We start from the raw sequence: 17,496 nt of genomic DNA on the forward strand, positions 1-17,496 counted from the left end.
TTTTAGGTGACGTTGCGGCTTTGTAACGGTAGGATTGACGTGGATTAGGGGCAAATTGCCAACAGAGTAAGTTAACACACAGGCGGATAAATCGATGACATTGAACCTCATGATGCCAGGGCAGGATGATTTGAAACCACGTATTACGGTTTTTGGCGTAGGTGGTGCGGGCGGCAACGCCGTGAACAATATGATCGATAAGCAGCTTGAAGGCGTCGAGTTTGTTGTGGCGAACACCGATGCCCAGGCGCTGCAGTCCAGCAAATCTGGGGCGAAAATCCAGATGGGTGTTAAAGTTACTGAAGGTCTGGGCGCTGGCGCCCGGCCTGCAGTTGGTGCCGCCGCCGCCGAAGAAACGATCGAAGCAATCGTCGATCATCTGGCTGGGGCGCATATGTGTTTCATCACTGCTGGTATGGGTGGGGGCACCGGTACCGGCGCGGCACCGATTATCGCGCAAGCCGCGCGCGAGCTTGGTGTGCTGACAGTTGGTGTTGTGACGAAGCCTTTTCAGTTTGAGGGAATCAAACGGATGAAACAGGCCGAAGACGGCGTTGACGCGCTTCAAAAGGTTGTCGATACGCTGATCATCATCCCAAACCAAAACCTGTTCCGTCTGGCCAATGAAAAAACCACCTTCACCGAAGCGTTTAGCATGGCAGATGATGTTCTGTATCAGGGCGTTAAAGGCGTGACCGATCTAATGGTTCGGCCCGGTTTGATCAATCTCGACTTTGCTGATGTCCGTGCTGTGATGGATGAGATGGGCAAAGCGATGATGGGAACCGGCGAATCAGAAGGTGAAGATCGCGCTATTCAGGCAGCGGAAAAAGCGATTGCCAATCCATTGCTTGATGAGATCAGCCTGCGTGGCGCACGTGGTGTTCTTATCAACATCACTGGCGGCTACGATCTTACGCTGTTTGAGCTTGACGAAGCAGCAAATCGCATTCGGGAAGAAGTGGATGCAGAGGCGAACATTATTGTCGGCTCTACTTTGGATACTTCCATGGAAGGTATGATGCGCGTTTCTGTTGTTGCGACGGGAATCGACGCAAGCGAAATTGTTCCGGAAGTTCCGGTCGCACGCCGCCGTATGGCAGAGCCTCTTCAGCCAAAACAACACGCGACTGAAGAACAAGAGGAGTATGCAGAAGCTGAATTCGTTGCCGAATCAGTATCTGAACCAGAACAATCCCTGTTCGAAGATTTGGATGCGCAAACAGCCGCAGCGGAAGAACAGGCGGAAGATATTTTTGACGACTTTGATGAAAGCGACGATCTTCCACCACCCGCCTATAAGCCACAATCAGAAGCGTCTGATTCGCAGTTCGACGCACGTGCAGAGGCGACCGAGTTTGTTGCACCACGGGCCCCGACGCCGGGTACGCCATCGCCCGAGGCGATTGCGAGGTTGCAGGCCGCTGTGCAAAAGGCTCCCGCAACACAAAGCATGGCACCTCGCCGTGAGCCGGAACAAACGCAGCCAAGGGCAGAAAACCGCCCTAGATTTGGTATCAATTCTTTGATCAATCGGATGACGGGGCATGGCACCGAACCTGGCGAAACACAGAGCCAGTCGACGCGACGTCAACCGCCGGTTCAGTCTTACGAGAGCGATTCCGAGACTGATCCTGAGCAGGAACGCATCGAAATTCCGGCGTTTCTCCGCCGTCAAGCCAACTGAGTCGGTTTAATAAATGTTAAAGAAAGGCCGGATTTATCCGGCTTTTTTTTATTTATAAACAGTGATTTATATCACCTTCATAAATTTTTCGGCAATTTATCGCGCATATTAATTTACGATGTTTCAGAACGTTGCAAAGATTGAGTTGAGCTATTGGCCCTCTGCATTTACCTCAACGGTGTCGGCCACTGATACGTGCCGTGCTTTGCTGAAGGGGTTTGTTTTGCAAACAACGATCAAATCGCCAGTTCGCTTCGATGGAGTCGGGCTTCATTCCGGTGCCGCGGCCCGGGTGACGATTCATCCTGCGTCTGCTGAATACGGGATCTGGTTTCGCAGAACGGATGTTGATTCGAACGCCCTTATCGCTGCGCGCTGGGATCAGGTTTTGCCGGGCGTAAAACTGTGTACCCGAATTTCCAATGAAGCCGGTGTCGAAGTTTCCACAATAGAACACATCATGGCGGCTTTGTCGGGGTGTGGCGTTCATAACGCTCTTGTCGAAGTAGATGGCCCGGAAATTCCTATCCTTGATGGTAGCGCCGTTCCGTTTGTGGAAGGAATCGTTGCACAGGGTCTGCGTCGTCTTGATGCACCGGTACGTGCGATTGAGGTGCTTGCGCCCGTCGAAGTTCGTGACGGTGATGCAACTGCGAGACTTGATCCGTCCGATACGCTTTATATTGATTTTCATATCGACTTTGCCGACTCAGCGATTGGCCGTCAGACCAAAACACTGAACATGGCAAACGGCAGTTTCGTGCGCGAATTGTGCGATAGCCGGACCTTCTGCCGTCAGGTCGATGTAGATGTGATGCACGCCAATGGGCTTGCATTGGGCGGTACGCTTGACAATGCTGTCGTAGTGGATGGCGCTGAAGTTCTGAGCCCCGGTGGTTTGCGTCACACGGATGAGGCTGTTCGCCACAAAATGCTGGATGCACTTGGTGATCTTGCCTTGGCGGGTGCTCCTTTGATGGCACGCTATTCCGGGCATCGTGCGGGGCATGCTCTGACCAATAAACTCTTGCGCGCGCTTTTCGCGCAACCTGACTCATTCCGGATGGTTGTCTGCGATGAAACCATGGCTGCACGGCTTCCGGGCGTGGGTGTGCGGCCTTCTGATATTCCTGCCATGGCGCATGCGTGTTAAAAACCGCGTAAAGTCGTTTTGCACCGGATTTTTCTGTGCTAGGAAACTCCTGACATATTAGGACAACTGGTCCTTTTTGATATTCAAGTGGGGTAGGCGGGTGATGGCACGCGGCAGGTCTTCGTTTAGGACAGTCGGAATTTTGTTGGCACTGGTTTTGGTGACGGCGTGTGGACGCGGCGAGCGTAATCGCGAGCGCGAAATTGAAGAGATGTCCGCACAGGAAATTTTTGAACAAGCAGAGTTTGAGCTTGAAAATCGGCGTAAAGCTGATGAGGCGACACGCCTGTTTGGCGAAGTCGAGCGTTTGTATCCTTATTCGGAATTCGCAAAACGCGCCCTTATAATGCAGGCTTTCGGATATCACAAAGACCGCGATTACGAAAACAGCCGTGCTGCAGCCCAACGGTACATCGACTTTTATCCAGCTGACGAAGATGCAGCCTATGCGCAATACCTTCTCGCGCTAAGTTACTATGACCAGATTGATAAAATCGGTCGTGACCAGGGTCTGACGTTTCAGGCGCTTCAATCGCTAAGAACAGTAATTGAACGCTATCCAGACAGTGAATATGCGCGTTCGGCGATTCTCAAGTTTGACCTGGCCTTTGATCACCTCGCTGCCAAGGAAATGGAGATCGGGCGGTATTACCTTGCACGGGGCCACTATACAGCAGCGATAAATCGATTCCGTGTTGTGGTAGAGCAGTTCCAGACAACCAGCCATACCGCAGAAGCATTGCATCGGCTGGTTGAAAGCTACTTGTCACTCGGGTTGAATGCGGAAGCCCAAACTGCAGCTGCAATATTGGGCCATAACTTCCAGTCCAGCGCGTTCTACGAGGACAGCTATGCCTTGCTGACAGGGCGGGGACTGGCGCCAGAAGCACGCGGCGGCGGCTGGCTGGCACAGATTTATCGCCAGACTGTTAAGGGCCAATGGCTCTGATCCAGAGCGCGCGGAGGACCGATGCTCAGAGGACTGGACGTCCGGGACATGTTGATCATTGACCGCCTGGAACTGGAGTTTCAGCCGGGCCTCAATGTTCTGACAGGAGAGACCGGAGCAGGAAAGTCGATTCTGCTGGATGCACTTGGATTCGTACTTGGCTGGCGTGGACGCGCAGAGCTTGTGCGCACTGGTGCTGAACAGGGCGAGGTTGTTGCGTGGTTCGACCTTGAAGAAGACCACCCCGCCCATCAGATTCTTGAAGAGGCTGGCTTGCCAGATGGCGAAGAGCTGATCCTGCGCCGCACAAACGGACGTGACGGGCGCAAAACCGCATGGGTCAATGACCGACGCTGTTCAGGCGAGGTGCTGCGCCAGCTTTCTGATACCTTGGTAGAGCTTCACGGACAGCACGATGATCGTGGTTTGCTCAATCCACGCGGCCACCGGCTGTTGCTGGATGATTATGCGGGGTTGGCCACAAAGGTCGGAACATGCCGGTCGGCATGGCGGGCGCTTTCAGATGCAAAGAAAGACCTGCAAACCGCCGAAGACGCACTTGAAACAGTCCGCGCCGAAGAAGATTTCCTGCGTCACGCAGTCAGTGAATTTGACTTGCTTGATCCGCAACCGGGCGAGGAAGCAGCATTGGACGCACGTCGCCGAATGATGCAGGCGTCAGAACGTATTCGCGAAGATATCGTCAAAGCGCAGAATGCACTAGGTCTGGAAGGGGCTGAGGGCAAAATAGGGGACGCCCTGCGCTGGCTTGAAGAGGTGGCCGAACAGGCAGAGGGACAGCTTGAAGAGGCGACCGAGGCTTTGTACCGCGCATTGTCAGAACTTGGAAATGCTCAGAGCGGTGTGGAACAATGTCTTCAGGCACTGATTTTTAACCCATCAGAGCTGGAAGAGGCAGAAGAACGCCTTTTCGCTATTCGCGGTCTTGCGCGTAAACACGACGTATTGCCCGATGATCTTGGAACTTTTGCAACGCAACTGCGCGTTAAACTGGATGCGCTTGATAACAGCGCAACTGAAATGAGCAGTAAACAACAAGCTGTGCGCGATGCGGAAACTGAATATGACGCAGCAGCAACCAAGCTAAGCAAAGCTCGCCGAGACTCAGCGCAACTCCTGGATCGCGCTATGGCAAAAGAACTGGCACCGCTGAAAATGGAGCGCGCGATATTTGTGACCGAAATTACCGAAGCACCCGCAGGGCCGGAAGGCCGTGATTCCGTTGCGTTTACCGTTGCAACCAACCCCGGCGCACCTTCGGGCCCGTTAAATAAGATCGCCTCGGGGGGCGAACTTTCAAGGTTCCTGTTGGCGCTTAAAGTCTGTCTTACTTCCGGCGCTTCTGGCCTGACAATGATCTTTGATGAAATTGATAGAGGTGTCGGCGGGGCGACGGCGGATGCGGTAGGGCGGCGCCTGTCAACGCTTGCCAATGGGACACAGGTGCTGGTGGTGACTCATTCTCCGCAGGTTGCAGCCTTGGGTGGCCATCATTGGCGGGTAGAGAAGCACGTGAAAGATGCCCAGACCACATCGACCGTGGTCCCACTCAATCCGCACGACCGGATAGATGAGATAGCGCGCATGCTGTCAGGTGATACGGTGACAGAACAGGCACGGGCAGCGGCAGCGGCTTTGCTCGCTGGATAGAAATGCAAACATCGCTCCGGATATGACTGTTAGAATCCTAAATCTAAAAAGAGTAGATCAGTCGTGGAAATCTTGACTGTCCCCGGGCGCTTGCGCACGTTGATCCATGCCGTAATCTCGCAATACATTGGCAACCCGCAGTCGATAGTCTGCAAATACCTTTCGACGCCCCACGGATTGTGCTGCACGGTGTTGTTCAGTCTTACGCCAGCGTATCACGGCGGCTTCATCACGCCAGAATGACAGCGACAATATCTTGTTCGGGGTGACAAGGCTTTCGAAACGCTCAACCGAAATGAAGCCGTCCATTTCTTCCAGCTTCGCGCGTAGCCCTGACGCAATATCAAAGTAGACAGAGCGTTGCTCTTCGGCGGGCTGAACTTCGAATATTACTGCAATCATAAGGGTTTCCTTTGGGCGTGTGGTTTGGATGCACATGACAGGAATATGCGGTCCTCGCGACGGATAAACTGCTCACTCTTTGCAAAGGCATAGTTTTGCTGTCCCAATGGATGGACGGCAAGCCGGGCACGGTACGCCTCATATTCCGCAAGCGACGGTAATGTATAAACGCCGTAGGCCGTCGTGGCAGATCCTTCGTGTGGTGCAAAATAACCGACTAAATCAGCGCCACACTCGGGAATCGCCTTTCCCCAGTTTTGTGCGTATCTGCAAAACGCGTCGCGTTTGAAGTGATCAATTTCGTAGCGGATAAAACAGGTAATCATGGATCAGTTCCTCTAAGTTGTACAAAGTGTCTTAGCATCTTGAGATTCGACAATGGTTCGGTTACCGTCGAACTATGAAAGAAGGCCCTGACATAGCTCTGACTGCATCACTGATCGGTGATCCTGCCCGCGCAAATATGTTGGTGGCGTTGATGGACGGTCGCGCACTAACCGCGACCGAGTTAGCAACCGAGGCGGGAGTTACGAAACAAACGGCGAGCACGCATCTTGCCCGCCTTGTCGAAGGCCAACTGCTGACGCGTGAAGTGCAGGGCCGGCACCACTATTTCCGTCTGACTGGTTCAGATGTAGGAGCGGTGCTTGAAGCATTGATGGGTATTTCAGCACACCGCACGGGCCACCGTGCTCGCCCTGGCCCGCGAGACCCCGCACTACGCTACGCCCGTGTTTGTTATGACCATCTGGCGGGTGAAATAGGGGTTACCTTGTTTGACAGAGCGAAGGCACTTGGGTGGATGTCGAATGGTGAAGCCTCATTGAAACTAAGCAATTCTGGACGGCTGGCATTGACGCGCTTTGGTCTTGATATGGATGAACTAGAATCGCAGCGCCGCCCCGTTTGCAGAAGCTGTCTTGACTGGAGCATGCGGCGTCACCATCTGGCCGGGGGTCTTGGAAAGGCGCTGTTACAAGAGATTTTCAAGAAAGGCTGGGCTCGCCGTTTACCAGATAGCCGTGTTGTTGCTTTTTCTACTGCAGGCAAATCTGAAATGTTGGATTGGCTTAATTTAGCTTCAAAACCTTCCCCGGGTTCATGATGTTTTTCGGGTCTAGGCTGCGTTTGATATCTCCCATGACAGCCCACCCGTCACCATGTTCAGCCTGCATATAGTCAAGCTTACCCATACCGACCCCATGTTCTCCAGTAATTGTGCCGCCCAGCCGCAGCGCACGTTCCGCCATGCGGTGGGACAGGTCCTTGGCAACCTCGAGTTCTTTGGTGTTGCCCGGCTCAACCAACAGGATCGCGTGAAAATTGCCGTCGCCGACATGGCCCAGAATTGGGCCGGGAATCGAACTATTTGTGATATCTGCACGGGTTTCTTCAACGGCCTCGGCAAGACGGGAAATCGGAACACAGATATCGGTGACAAGCGCTGTCGCCCCTCTGCGCAATGCGAGGCAGGCGTAGTAGGCGTTGTGGCGCATGGCCCATAACGCACGCCGGTCTTCTGCCTTGGTTGACCATTCAAATCCCTTGCCGCCCATGTCATCGACGATTTCGCCAAATCGGCGCGCATCTTCAGAAGCAGATGTGTCTGAACCGTGAAACTCGACTAACAGATGCGGTACTTCAGGCATGTTCGCCCCGGCATATATGTTGAAAGCGGTAGCGGTGGCGCTGTCGACAAACTCGATCCGCGCCATCGGAATCCCCATTTGGATGGTCGTGATAACTGTGTTCACCGCATCTTCGATTGCATCAAAGGCGCATATCGCAGAGGCAACCGCCTCGGGTTGTCCCTGAAGCTTGAGCGTCAGTTCGGTGATCAACCCAAGTGTGCCTTCGGAACCGACGAACAAGCTGGTCAGGTCATATCCGGCAGAGGATTTTCGCGCCCGGCTGCCAGTTCGAATGATCCTTCCGTCAGCGAGCACGACCTCAAGCGCGCGAACATTGTCCCGCATCGTGCCATAGCGCACGGCTGTTGTTCCGCTGGCCCGTGTTGCCGCCATGCCACCGATCGAAGCGTTGGCCCCGGGATCAACCGGGAAGAACAACCCGGTCGCGCGCAGATCCGTGTTCAGGTCTTCACGGGTTATGCCGGGTTGTACGACAACATCCATGTCTTCAGCATTGACAACCAAGACTTTGTTCATGCGAGAAAAATCAACGCAGACCCCGCCGCGAACAGCCGAAGTATGCCCTTCCAATGATGTGCCTGCGCCCCAGCCAATGACCGGGCAGTCTTGAGCTGCGCAAATTCTCACGATCTTGCTGACCTCATCTGTGTTCTCCGGATAGGCAACAGCATCAGGCGGCATTGTAGTGAAATGTGTCTCACTTTGACCGTGAAGCTCAAGATCGGGCTTTGCTGAGGATAGCCTATCGCCTAAAACAAGAGAAAGCTCGGCAATTGCGGACTGGATGGACATTGTCGCCTCGTTCAAGTTGTAACCGGAAGGACCCTAGGCCAAGCTGGTAACATGGGAAAGCCTGCAAAAATAGAAACCGGTCGTTATTGGACCGCACAATAAGGTAGGTGCTAGATGGCAGAACAGGGCAAATCCCTGATCGTGCAGCAAAAAGACCAGGCCGTCCGCGCACTCCGCCAAGGCTGGCAGGTCTTGCTCAAACGTGGACCAAGCCAAATTCAATTCTGGTTCATTGCATTGCTGATTGGTATTTGCGCTGGCTTTGCAGCGCTGTTTTTTCGCAAAGGCGTTTCGGCCGTTCAAACGGCACTTTATGGAACTGAAGATGTGCGCATGCTGCATACGTTTGCGGAAACTCTACCCTGGTACTGGATATTAATAATCCCAATCCTTGGCGGGCTATTGACTGGGCTGGTTTTGCATTGGTTCACGCCCGATGGGCGGGCACGCGCTGTTGCGGATGTGATTGAAGGGGCTGCTCTGCGGGAAGGGCGCGTTGAAAAGCGCGCGGGTCTGGCCTCTGCCTTTGCCTCGCTCGTGACGCTTTCATCGGGCGGTTCCAGTGGCCGGGAAGGGCCTGTCGTTCACCTTGCGGGAGTGATTTCAAGCTGGGTGTCAAACCGCATACATGCCGACGGAATCACCGGGCGTGATCTGCTGGGATGTTCAGTGGCCGCTGCGGTTTCGGCGTCTTTCAATGCCCCGATTGCCGGTGCCCTTTTCGCGCTTGAGGTCGTGCTGCGCCACTTTGCGGTGCATGCCTTTGCGCCAATTGTTATTGCCAGTGTTGCGGGTACCGTGATCAGCCGTCTGGAATTTGGGGATGTTACCGAGTTCATGTTGCCGGTTGATGGTGCGATCGCGTTTTATGTCGAGTTGCCGGCATTTCTGATTCTCGGGCTGGTGTCGGGCCTTGTGGCTGTCGCGCTGATGTGGGCGATCTTCTGGGCAGAGGACATCGGCGACCATATACAGGCGCGCTTGCATATTCCGCGTTGGGCGCGCCCGATGATTGCTGGCGCACTGCTTGGGGCAATGGCAATCTGGTATCCGCATATCATTGGGGTTGGTTATGAAACCACGTCTGCAGCATTGACCGGTAAGCTGTTGTTTCATGAAGTGGTGATCTTTGCGGTTTTAAAAACGGCGGCTGTTGCGATCACTTTAGCCGGACGCATGGGGGGAGGGGTTTTTTCCCCTTCGTTGATGCTTGGTGCGCTGACAGGACTCGCTTTTGGAATTGTGGCAACCGGAATACTGCCGAATGTTTCTGGTTCGGAAACGCTTTACGCCTTGGCTGGGATGGGCGCGGTTGCAGCAGCGGTGCTTGGCGCACCCATTTCAACGACGCTGATCGTGTTTGAACTGACGGGGGACTGGCAGACTGGACTTGCTGTCATGGTATCCGTATCGCTGTCTACGGCGCTGGCGAGCCGCCTCGTGGATCGGTCGTTTTTCCTGACACAGCTTGAACGACGAAATGTTCATCTTGCAGCCGGACCTCAGGCCTATCTCTTGGCGACGTTCAATGTTGCCCAGGTGATGCGTGCCAAAGGGCAGGAAGACGGTGCAACGGATGACGCCTGTTGGGAGCTGATCGAACAGGGCGTTTATGTCGATGGTAACGCAACGCTTGAGGCAGCTATGCCAATCTTTGAAAAATCTGGGCTGCCCTTCATTCCAGTGGTCACTTTGGGGGGGGAAGATCAGCCTCCCGAGCTTTGGGGTGCGTTGTTTCAGGTTGATGCGCTTAGGGCGTATAACAAAGCTTTGATGGAAACAGCCGCAGAAGAGCATTCCTGAAGCTCAAGACCAGCGCTTTGAATGGGAAGGTCCATCTAAAAGATTCTATGCCTTCGGCGAGGATATTTCTTGGAAAAAGAAAGTGTTGAATAAAGAGCTTAAAGTTGTTCCACAGCTACTTTCTCCGGATAAAACGCAAGGTGGCCCTTTATCCGCGAAACATTTTCTGTTGGGTTTTCATATGACCATGCGGCGTCATCGATAAGCACGCTTTTGGTCTGGATCGAATGATAGCTTGCATCGCCCTTATGTGGGCAATGAGAGGTGGTTGCGGACGGTTCAACAAACGCCATCGCGATATCCGCGCGCGGGAAGTAGATCACCGGTGGATAGCTGCCCTCTGAAAGTTCCAGAGCGTTTTTGGATTCTGCCAAAACGGCGCCGCCCGCGCGGACAACCCATGTGCCGTCTGCTTTTCGAATATGAATGTGATCAGTCATCTTTTCCCACCTCTAAAACTTGCTGCGCAATCTAACAAAGAAAACGCAACAAATCAGTGTCACAGAGGTTGGGTCGCGGCGTCAAGCCATTCTCTTGCTTCTTTTGAGAGACGTGGCGACAGGAAGCGGCGTGTATCTGCATGATATTGGTTGACCCAGTCGCGCTCATTGGTCGAAAGCATATCAGATACAATCAGGCGGCGGTCGATTGGCACATAGGTCAACGTGCGAAAAGCCAGCATCTCGCGGTTATCAGCCCCGGGCAGATCCGTTGCAGGTTCTACAACGATGAGGTTTTCGATCCGGATGCCAAAGGCGCCTTCGCGGTAGTAACCGGGTTCGTTCGATAACAGCATACCGGATTCAAGCGGCAGGTCGGACGTGCGCGCGATCCGGACGGGGCCTTCATGAACGCTTAAAAACGCCCCAACACCGTGGCCGGTACCATGGTCATAGTCCTGACCAGCCAGCCAAAGCGGATAACGTGCGAGACTGTCCAGATCACGACCGGCAACACCTTTGGGCCAACGGGCGCGGGACACGGCGATCATTCCCTGTAAGACTCTGGTAAAGCAGATCTTTTCATCTTCACCAATCTCGCCAATTGCGATTGTGCGCGTGATGTCTGTTGTGCCGTCCAGATACTGGCCGCCGCTGTCAACCAGCAGTAGTTCGCCGGAGGTGATGTTGCGGTTGCATTCCTCGTTCACCCTGTAGTGAATGATTGCGCCGTTCGGCCCGGCACCGGAGATTGTTTCAAAACTGATGTCCCGCAGTGCATTTGTTGCGCGACGAAAACCTTCCAACTTCTTAACAACGTCAATTTCTGTGAGCGCGCCCTTTGGGGCCTCCTGATCAAGCCAATGCAGGAACTCGACCATTGCGGCACCGTCGCGCAAATGGGCCTCGGCAGAGCCAGCAATTTCGGCAGGGTTTTTCCGCGCCTTTGGCAAAATGCAGGGATCACGATCAAATACGGTGTGAATTTTTGCAGTCTCAAGCGTGTGAATGACCTGCATTGGAACAGTGTTTTTATCGACCAGAATCTTTCCCGAGAGGGACGCCAGGGTGACTGCAAAGGCTGCAGGGGCGTGAACTCGCACATCTGCGCCCAGATGAACGTTGACATTTTCATCAAGCTTGGCTGCGTCGATAAACAAATCAACACTTGAGTCTGCATGCAAGATCGCAAACCCATGCGCCACCGGGTTATGTGCAATATCGGAGCCGCGAATGTTCAAAAGCCATGCCAGACTATCGGGCAGGGTGATGATGGCGGCACTTTGGCCTGAGTCGATCAAAGCTTTGGCGAGCCGCTTGCGTTTGTCTTTATGGCTTTCGCCAGCCAATTCAGCCGGGTAAACCTCAACTTTGCCAAGCGGTGGGGGCGGCTGGTCATGCCAAATGCGATCCACCAGATTTCCGCTGGTTTGCAGTGAAATTCCGCTAACCTTCAGCAGTTCACTGAGCGTTTCGATTTCGTTATAGGCATGCAACCAAGGGTCATAGCCAATGGTCCCTCCATCTGGCAGGGCCTCTTTCAACCAATTCCCAAGTTTTGTTTCGGGCCATGGCACAGGCGTGAAATGCTCAAGGTCAACTTGCGATTTCACCTGAACGCGGTAACGCCCGTCAATGAACACCCCCGCGCGGTCTGTAAGAACAGCGCAAAACCCTGCTGACCCGGTGAATCCGGTAAGCCAACTTAGGCGACCGTCATGATCGGCAACATATTCACCCTGATGGGCATCCGCACGTGGCACGAGAAAGCCATCCAGAGGTTCCGCAACCAGTTCTGCTCTAAGTGCCGCAAGGCGTGGTGGGCCATCTTTGGGGTGGGTGCGAATTTCAAAGCTCTGGAACATCAGACCGCCCGCTTTATTCCCAAAAACCGGGCGCGGGCGCGTGGATCATTGTCAAAAAGCGCTGCAAGCTGTTCGGTGATAGCACCGGCGAGTTGTTCGACATCGGTGATTGTGACGGCACGTTCGTAGTAACGTGTCACATCGTGGCCGATGCCGATTGCAAGCAGTTCAACAGCATTTCGTTTCTCGACCATGGCGATCACGTCGCGAAGGTGTTTTTCCAAATAATTAGCAGGGTTAACGGACAAAGTTGAGTCGTCAACCGGTGCACCGTCAGAGATAACCATAAGGATTTTCCTGACTTCAGGGCGACCGGTCATACGCCGATGTGCCCATTCCAGCGCTTCGCCGTCTATGTTTTCTTTGAGCAGGCCTTCCTTCATCATAAGGCCAAGATTGGGTCGTGCACGCCGCCATGGCGCATCTGCGGATTTATAAATGATGTGACGAAGGTCATTCAGGCGTCCGGGTTGTTGTGGGCGCCCTTCGGCCAGCCAGCCTTCGCGGCTTTGCCCACCTTTCCAGGCACGTGTTGTGAAGCCCAGAATTTCGACTTTGACCTGACAACGTTCCAGCGTACGCGCCAGAACATCTGCACAAATGGCGGCAATGGAAATGGGGCGTCCGCGCATGGAGCCGGAATTATCAAGCAGCAGGGTGACAACGGTATCGCGAAATTCTGTATCGCGTTCCATTTTGAAGCTAAGCGGGGTTGTTGGGTTCGCGACTACTCGGGCAAGGCGGCCTGCGTCGAGAATGCCCTCTTCCAGATCAAACTCCCAACTGCGGTTTTGCTGTGCTTGCAGGCGGCGCTGCAATTTGTTGGCAAGACGGCTAACCGCCCCTTTCAAGGGTTCAAGCTGTTGGTCCAGATAGGCACGCAGACGTTCAAGTTCCGCAGGTTCCGCCAAGTCTTCGGCTTTGACTTCTTCATCAAATTCAGTTGAATAGATGGTATAGTTCGGGTCAGCATCCGATGCAGGTGCAGGCGGGGGTGGCTCCATCGGAGCATCGCCTTCGGGCAATTCCGTTTCGTCGCCCTGTTCCATATCGGCCATTTCATCAAGCGAGACTTGAGCCTGACCGGAATCTTGCTGTTCTTCCTGAGATTCTTCGGGCGATGCTTCGGCTTCTTCCGATTCATCATCTTGACCCTGACTATCCGGGTTTTCGTCGTCGTCCTGATTTTCTTCAGCGTCTTCGCTTGAATCCTCATCTTCGTTGTCCGGGTCATCACCCAGTTGGTCACCGTATCCAAGGTCTTCTATAACTTGCCGGGTAAATTTAGCGAAAGCCGTTTGATCAGAAAGGTTTGAAGACAGATCTTCAAGTGTTCCGCCAGCCTGTTGTTCAATGAAACCGCGCCAGAGTTCCATCACATTTTCAGCACCTGCAGGCAGGTCGCGCCCAGTCGCCAGATGACGTACCAGATATCCAGCCGCCACAGAAAGCGGTGCATCACCACGTTCAGTTATCTGTTCATAGCCTTTGCGGGTCGCATCGGTCGCAATCTTTGCATCAATGTTAGACAAGGTGCCGGGCATTTGGCGTGCGCCCACGGCTTCGCAGCGCGCGGTTTCCATAGCCTCGTAAAGATCACGCGCCATCTGACCCTGAGGCAGATAGCGGTTATGTGTCGTCAGGTCGTGGTGCTTGTGCTTCATCGCCAAAGCATCTGCAGTGCCACGGGCAAGCAGAACTTCGTCACGCGTCATGCGGCGTGTGACTTGCGGTAAACGGACTGAATCTTCCGTCTTGCCAGGAGGATCAACAGAGTAAGTGACCGAAAGCTCAGCGTCATCGGCCAGCACTTTGGTGGCTTCTGCAAGAGCCTTCTTGAACGGCTCAGCTGGGTTATCTGTTGGTTTATTCATTTGCCGGTCTTCACATCATCCAGAGTGATAACACCCAGTGCTAGTTTCGCCAATTGGTCGACGTGAACGTCAAGCGCATCAATCACCCGGTAGCCCGTGTTCTGCCCATTAAACGCGAGGTTCAAATCGGTTCCTGCGAGCACCACCGCATCGGCCCCCTGATCGCGTACCATGCGGGCACCCGCATTCACAAGCGTTGCACGCTGTTCATCTGTACAGAAACCGGCAACAGCCATGTCCTGATATGTCTGGCCAAGGTGCTCAATATAGTCATCCAAGGCGGTTGCCCCGGTTTTATTAATTTGCCCGTAGAGCCGTGTACGCATGACAACACGGGTGCCTAGAATCCCTGCTTTCTTAATGCCCTGTTCGACAAAAAAATCATCAAGCGGGGTAACGCCAGATATCAAAGGCAAGGCGCTGCGGGCTTCGGTTTCTTCAAAACAGAAATGTCCACCAAGCGAGGTTATTGCGGCGCAATCACATCCGGCGGCTGCAAGACGATCAATTAAACGAGCATAAATTTCAGCTTGTGTTTCCCGGTCATCCGCTAGGTTGTTCTTGATCAGCTCATGTACATTAGCATGAACGATGGTCAGTTCGAGGGCGCCACCCTGTGCTTCTATCGCCGCCGTAAGACGTTGATAGTAAACAACAGTTGCTGCAACTCCGATGCCACCGATCAGACCGATATGCATTTACTCAGACCATCGCGCTTGATGCGGCACTTTCCGGCAGTTCTTCGTCAAAGCACCGCTGATAGAATTCCGCTACCGTCTGGCGCTCAAGCTCGTCGCATTTGTTGAGGAAGGACAGACGGAAAGCATAGCCGATATTGCGGAAGATATGGGTGTTCTGAGCCCAGTTGATCACGGTTCTCGGGCTCATCACTGTCGACAAGTCCCCGTTCATAAAGGCCGTGCGGGTCAGGTCGGCCACTGTAACCATCTGGCTAATGGTTTGTCGGCCCTTTTCATTGTTGAACAGCGGGTTCTTCGCAAGCACAATCTGTGTTTCAGCATCGTGACTCAGGTAGTTCAGCGTTGCGACAAGCGACCAGCGGTCCATCTGGGCCTGGTTGATTTGTTGCACACCGTGATAAAGCCCGGTCGTGTCCCCCAATCCAACGGTGTTTGCAGTGGCAAACAGGCGAAAGTTCGGGTTCGGGGTGATGATTTCGTTCTGGTCAAGCAACGTAAGCTTGCCGTCATGTTCCAGCACACGCTGAATAACGAACATCACGTCGGCGCGGCCAGCATCATATTCATCAAAAACAATCGCAACCGGATTGCGCAGCGCCCAAGGAAGGATGCCTTCATGAAATTCAGTCACCTGTTTGCCGTCGCGCAGCTTGATTGCGTCTTTACCGATAAGGTCGATCCGGCTGATATGGCTATCAAGGTTAACGCGCACACAAGGCCAACTCAGGCGAGCAGCCACCTGTTCGATATGTGTCGACTTCCCGGTGCCGTGGTAGCCTTGAATCATGACACGGCGGTTGTGGGAAAACCCGGCAAGAATTGCCAGTGTTGTATCAGGATCAAATTTGTAAGTGGCGTCAATTTCGGGCACCCGATCACTGCGATCTGCAAAGCCTTTGACAACCATATCGGTGTCGATTCCAAAAACCTCGCGTACAGAGATTTCTTCAGTTGGTTTTGCTGCGACATCAGTTGTGCCATCTGCCATGACGTATCCTTCCAGACTTTGTTGCCTGCCCCAAGCAAAGCAACGCGATTGTCGTGCAACAAAATTCACGGAGGTGCAAGGGGAGCAATGGCAGAAATGGATCACTTAGGGAGTATTCATTTGTTTAACACTTAGGTCCGAATATCTGGTCTTGCGCGGCGATGATGAACGAATATTCCAGGCTCAACCGCCTCAGAATCCGTGCTTTCACGCTTTTTTCGCTTGGTTTGGTCAAAAAAAGTAACGCTGGTCTCACGCAGATTTGCTTGGTGTTCACTTGCTCAGAACAGGGCTAACCTACTATTCTTTCTCCCAATTGGAGGAGGATTCTATGAAGCGTCGTCACTTTCTTTCTGCTACAGCGGCTTTTGCCCTGATTGGAACAACGTGCAGCCCCGCATTTGCGAACACAGGCAATTTTGAGGTTACTCGAACACCGGCAGAGTGGCGTGCCAGGCTATCCGCATTACAGTACCGCGTGATGCGCAGAGAGGGCACAGAGGCACCTTTTTCAAGCCCGTATGATAAAAACTATGCGGATGGAACTTATATTTGCCGCGGTTGCCAGCTGCCGCTTTATTCTTCTTCCGCCAAATATGACAGTGGTACCGGCTGGCCAAGCTTTTACCAAAGTTTGCCAGGTGCGATTGCCACGAAAGCGGACAACACATTGTTTACCACGCGAACCGAAGCGCATTGTCGCCGTTGCGGTAGTCATTTGGGCCACATCTTTGATGATGGGCCAGAGCCGACAGGCATGCGGCATTGTCTGAATGGCGTTTCATTAATTTTTGTGGCTGCCTAAAACTAACACGAACAAATCGCAAAGACCCCTATCGCAGAATAAAAAAAGGACCGCAATTTGGCGGTCCTTTTAAATTTCCAGTGCTAGTTTCTGAAACTGCGGCTTTCCTTGATCTGATCCCAGGCCCAGACAACTTCTTGCAAACGGTCCTCGTCGGATCGGTCACCGCCATTCATGTCTGGATGCAGGATTTTGATCAGCGCTTTGTATTGTTTGCGAATCTCAGTTTTAGTCCAGTGGTCGCGCGCTTCCAGAATTTCAACGGCCCGGCGTTCCGTCGGTGGCAGTTTACGGGTGCCAGTTATGGATTTTCCGGGGTTTTGCGTCGCATTGCTTCCCAGAACCTGATGCGGGTCATCAACACCAAGGCGCGCCCATGCACGCTGTTCATCAGTTGCCTTCAAGGGCTTTGTCGGACGGCCCCATACACGGTCTGACTGAACCTGTTCTTCGACCTCATCTTCGGTCGCACCGTTGAAAAAGTTCCATTTCAGATTGTATTCACGCACGTGGTCTTTGCAGAACCAATAGAAATCATCCAGAATATCCGGTGACTTGGGCGCACGATACTGGCCCGGCTCCTGACAGCTGGGATGCTCGCATTGACGGGTAGAGGTTTCGAAGGCCCCAGACATCCCACGCTTGCCTCTTGTCCGCTTCTTTTTGTCCGAAGAAACGGAAATATCGAATCCGAAGGGATCAGCTTTTTTCATG

Annotated in this window: 16 protein-coding genes; 7 read left to right on the forward strand and 9 right to left on the reverse strand. The window is 53.5% G+C overall.

Going from position 1 to position 17,496, the window contains the following annotated elements:
- Positions 1-94 precede the first annotated feature (94 nt).
- The 4 genes from ftsZ to recN all read left to right on the forward strand — a co-directional run bounded on the left by ftsZ (position 95) and on the right by recN (position 5,460).
- Positions 95-1,687: a cell division protein FtsZ gene (gene ftsZ, locus MWU63_RS06945; RefSeq protein WP_213888560.1), complete on the forward strand. Its 1,593-nt coding sequence runs from the start codon at positions 95-97 to the stop codon at positions 1,685-1,687.
- Positions 1,688-1,910: 223 nt separating this feature from the next.
- Positions 1,911-2,840: a UDP-3-O-acyl-N-acetylglucosamine deacetylase gene (gene lpxC / locus MWU63_RS06950; RefSeq protein ID WP_213888559.1), complete on the forward strand. Its 930-nt coding sequence runs from the start codon at positions 1,911-1,913 to the stop codon at positions 2,838-2,840.
- Between the two features lie 103 nt (positions 2,841-2,943).
- A complete protein-coding gene (locus tag MWU63_RS06955; protein ID WP_213888558.1) occupies positions 2,944-3,789 on the forward strand; it encodes an outer membrane protein assembly factor BamD in 846 nt (281 codons plus the stop codon).
- Positions 3,790-3,810: 21 nt separating this feature from the next.
- Positions 3,811-5,460 (forward strand): DNA repair protein RecN, encoded by a 1,650-nt coding sequence (gene recN, locus MWU63_RS06960; RefSeq protein WP_247077367.1) that lies wholly within the window; start codon positions 3,811-3,813, stop codon positions 5,458-5,460.
- A 57-nt stretch (positions 5,461-5,517) separates the two neighbouring features.
- Here the strand turns inward: recN and MWU63_RS06965 are convergent, their stop codons facing one another.
- Positions 5,518-5,862, reverse strand: coding sequence for an antibiotic biosynthesis monooxygenase (locus tag MWU63_RS06965; RefSeq protein ID WP_247077369.1), 345 nt, complete (start codon positions 5,860-5,862; stop codon positions 5,518-5,520).
- Positions 5,859-6,188: an NIPSNAP family protein gene (locus MWU63_RS06970; RefSeq protein ID WP_213888555.1), complete on the reverse strand. Its 330-nt coding sequence runs from the start codon at positions 6,186-6,188 to the stop codon at positions 5,859-5,861. Before MWU63_RS06970 ends, MWU63_RS06965 begins: the two co-directional genes overlap by 4 nt.
- A gap of 74 nt (positions 6,189-6,262) precedes the next feature.
- On the opposite strand from MWU63_RS06970, the gene MWU63_RS06975 reads away from it, so the two are divergent.
- Positions 6,263-6,967: a winged helix-turn-helix domain-containing protein gene (locus MWU63_RS06975; RefSeq protein WP_213888554.1), complete on the forward strand. Its 705-nt coding sequence runs from the start codon at positions 6,263-6,265 to the stop codon at positions 6,965-6,967.
- On the opposite strand, the gene MWU63_RS06980 is transcribed toward MWU63_RS06975, so the two are convergent.
- A complete protein-coding gene (locus tag MWU63_RS06980; RefSeq protein ID WP_247077381.1) occupies positions 6,933-8,306 on the reverse strand; it encodes an FAD-linked oxidase C-terminal domain-containing protein in 1,374 nt (457 codons plus the stop codon). The two genes, MWU63_RS06975 and MWU63_RS06980, sit on opposite strands and share 35 nt — an antisense overlap.
- A gap of 114 nt (positions 8,307-8,420) precedes the next feature.
- Between MWU63_RS06980 and MWU63_RS06985 the strand changes: the two genes are divergently transcribed.
- Complete coding sequence (locus MWU63_RS06985; protein WP_213888552.1) at positions 8,421-10,109, forward strand: chloride channel protein; 1,689 nt, start codon at positions 8,421-8,423, stop codon at positions 10,107-10,109.
- A 98-nt stretch (positions 10,110-10,207) separates the two neighbouring features.
- On the opposite strand, the gene MWU63_RS06990 is transcribed toward MWU63_RS06985, so the two are convergent.
- Genes MWU63_RS06990 through cobS form a run of 5 tightly spaced genes read right to left on the reverse strand, consistent with a single transcriptional unit; the run spans position 10,208 to position 15,977 of the window.
- Positions 10,208-10,549: a DUF427 domain-containing protein gene (locus MWU63_RS06990; protein WP_213888551.1), complete on the reverse strand. Its 342-nt coding sequence runs from the start codon at positions 10,547-10,549 to the stop codon at positions 10,208-10,210.
- A gap of 59 nt (positions 10,550-10,608) precedes the next feature.
- Entirely contained in the window at positions 10,609-12,414 is a 1,806-nt protein-coding gene (locus MWU63_RS06995; RefSeq protein WP_213888550.1) for an aminopeptidase P family protein, read from the reverse strand.
- The gene (gene cobT, locus MWU63_RS07000; protein WP_213888549.1) at positions 12,414-14,288 is read right to left on the reverse strand and encodes a cobaltochelatase subunit CobT; all 1,875 of its coding nucleotides are present in this window, start codon (positions 14,286-14,288) and stop codon (positions 12,414-12,416) included. The genes MWU63_RS06995 and cobT overlap by 1 nt, the downstream gene beginning before the upstream one ends.
- A complete protein-coding gene (locus tag MWU63_RS07005; RefSeq protein ID WP_213888548.1) occupies positions 14,285-14,986 on the reverse strand; it encodes an aspartate/glutamate racemase family protein in 702 nt (233 codons plus the stop codon). Before MWU63_RS07005 ends, cobT begins: the two co-directional genes overlap by 4 nt.
- Before the next feature lie 4 nt (positions 14,987-14,990).
- On the reverse strand, positions 14,991-15,977 hold the full coding sequence (cobS, locus tag MWU63_RS07010; protein ID WP_213888547.1) for a cobaltochelatase subunit CobS: 987 nt from the start codon (positions 15,975-15,977) through the stop codon (positions 14,991-14,993).
- 331 nt (positions 15,978-16,308) lie between these two features.
- Between cobS and msrB the strand changes: the two genes are divergently transcribed.
- On the forward strand, positions 16,309-16,782 hold the full coding sequence (gene msrB / locus MWU63_RS07015) for a peptide-methionine (R)-S-oxide reductase MsrB (protein ID WP_213888546.1): 474 nt from the start codon (positions 16,309-16,311) through the stop codon (positions 16,780-16,782).
- Positions 16,783-16,865: 83 nt separating this feature from the next.
- Here the strand turns inward: msrB and MWU63_RS07020 are convergent, their stop codons facing one another.
- The gene (locus tag MWU63_RS07020; RefSeq protein ID WP_213888545.1) at positions 16,866-17,495 is read right to left on the reverse strand and encodes a DnaJ domain-containing protein; all 630 of its coding nucleotides are present in this window, start codon (positions 17,493-17,495) and stop codon (positions 16,866-16,868) included.
- Between the last annotated feature and the right edge of the window lies 1 nt (position 17,496).

Origin of the sequence: Pseudohalocynthiibacter sp. F2068, from assembly GCF_023015645.1 — a bacterium.
Lineage (GTDB): Bacteria > Pseudomonadota > Alphaproteobacteria > Rhodobacterales > Rhodobacteraceae > Pseudohalocynthiibacter > Pseudohalocynthiibacter aestuariivivens.

What these genes read in the sequence shown, in the direction of transcription:
- ftsZ (WP_213888560.1), top strand. Translation starts at nt 95, where the DNA reads ATGACATTGAACCTCATGATGCCAGGGCAGGATGATTTGAAACCACGT.
- MWU63_RS06955 (WP_213888558.1), top strand. Translation starts at nt 2,944, where the DNA reads ATGGCACGCGGCAGGTCTTCGTTTAGGACAGTCGGAATTTTGTTGGCA.
- recN (WP_247077367.1), top strand. Translation starts at nt 3,811, where the DNA reads ATGCTCAGAGGACTGGACGTCCGGGACATGTTGATCATTGACCGCCTG.
- MWU63_RS06965 (WP_247077369.1), bottom strand. Translation starts at nt 5,862, where the DNA reads ATGATTGCAGTAATATTCGAAGTTCAGCCCGCCGAAGAGCAACGCTCT.
- MWU63_RS06970 (WP_213888555.1), bottom strand. Translation starts at nt 6,188, where the DNA reads ATGATTACCTGTTTTATCCGCTACGAAATTGATCACTTCAAACGCGAC.
- MWU63_RS06975 (WP_213888554.1), top strand. Translation starts at nt 6,263, where the DNA reads ATGAAAGAAGGCCCTGACATAGCTCTGACTGCATCACTGATCGGTGAT.
- MWU63_RS06980 (WP_247077381.1), bottom strand. Translation starts at nt 8,306, where the DNA reads ATGTCCATCCAGTCCGCAATTGCCGAGCTTTCTCTTGTTTTAGGCGAT.
- MWU63_RS06985 (WP_213888552.1), top strand. Translation starts at nt 8,421, where the DNA reads ATGGCAGAACAGGGCAAATCCCTGATCGTGCAGCAAAAAGACCAGGCC.
- MWU63_RS06990 (WP_213888551.1), bottom strand. Translation starts at nt 10,549, where the DNA reads ATGACTGATCACATTCATATTCGAAAAGCAGACGGCACATGGGTTGTC.
- MWU63_RS06995 (WP_213888550.1), bottom strand. Translation starts at nt 12,414, where the DNA reads ATGTTCCAGAGCTTTGAAATTCGCACCCACCCCAAAGATGGCCCACCA.
- cobT (WP_213888549.1), bottom strand. Translation starts at nt 14,288, where the DNA reads ATGAATAAACCAACAGATAACCCAGCTGAGCCGTTCAAGAAGGCTCTT.
- MWU63_RS07005 (WP_213888548.1), bottom strand. Translation starts at nt 14,986, where the DNA reads ATGCATATCGGTCTGATCGGTGGCATCGGAGTTGCAGCAACTGTTGTT.
- cobS (WP_213888547.1), bottom strand. Translation starts at nt 15,977, where the DNA reads ATGGCAGATGGCACAACTGATGTCGCAGCAAAACCAACTGAAGAAATC.
- msrB (WP_213888546.1), top strand. Translation starts at nt 16,309, where the DNA reads ATGAAGCGTCGTCACTTTCTTTCTGCTACAGCGGCTTTTGCCCTGATT.
- MWU63_RS07020 (WP_213888545.1), bottom strand. Translation starts at nt 17,495, where the DNA reads ATGAAAAAAGCTGATCCCTTCGGATTCGATATTTCCGTTTCTTCGGAC.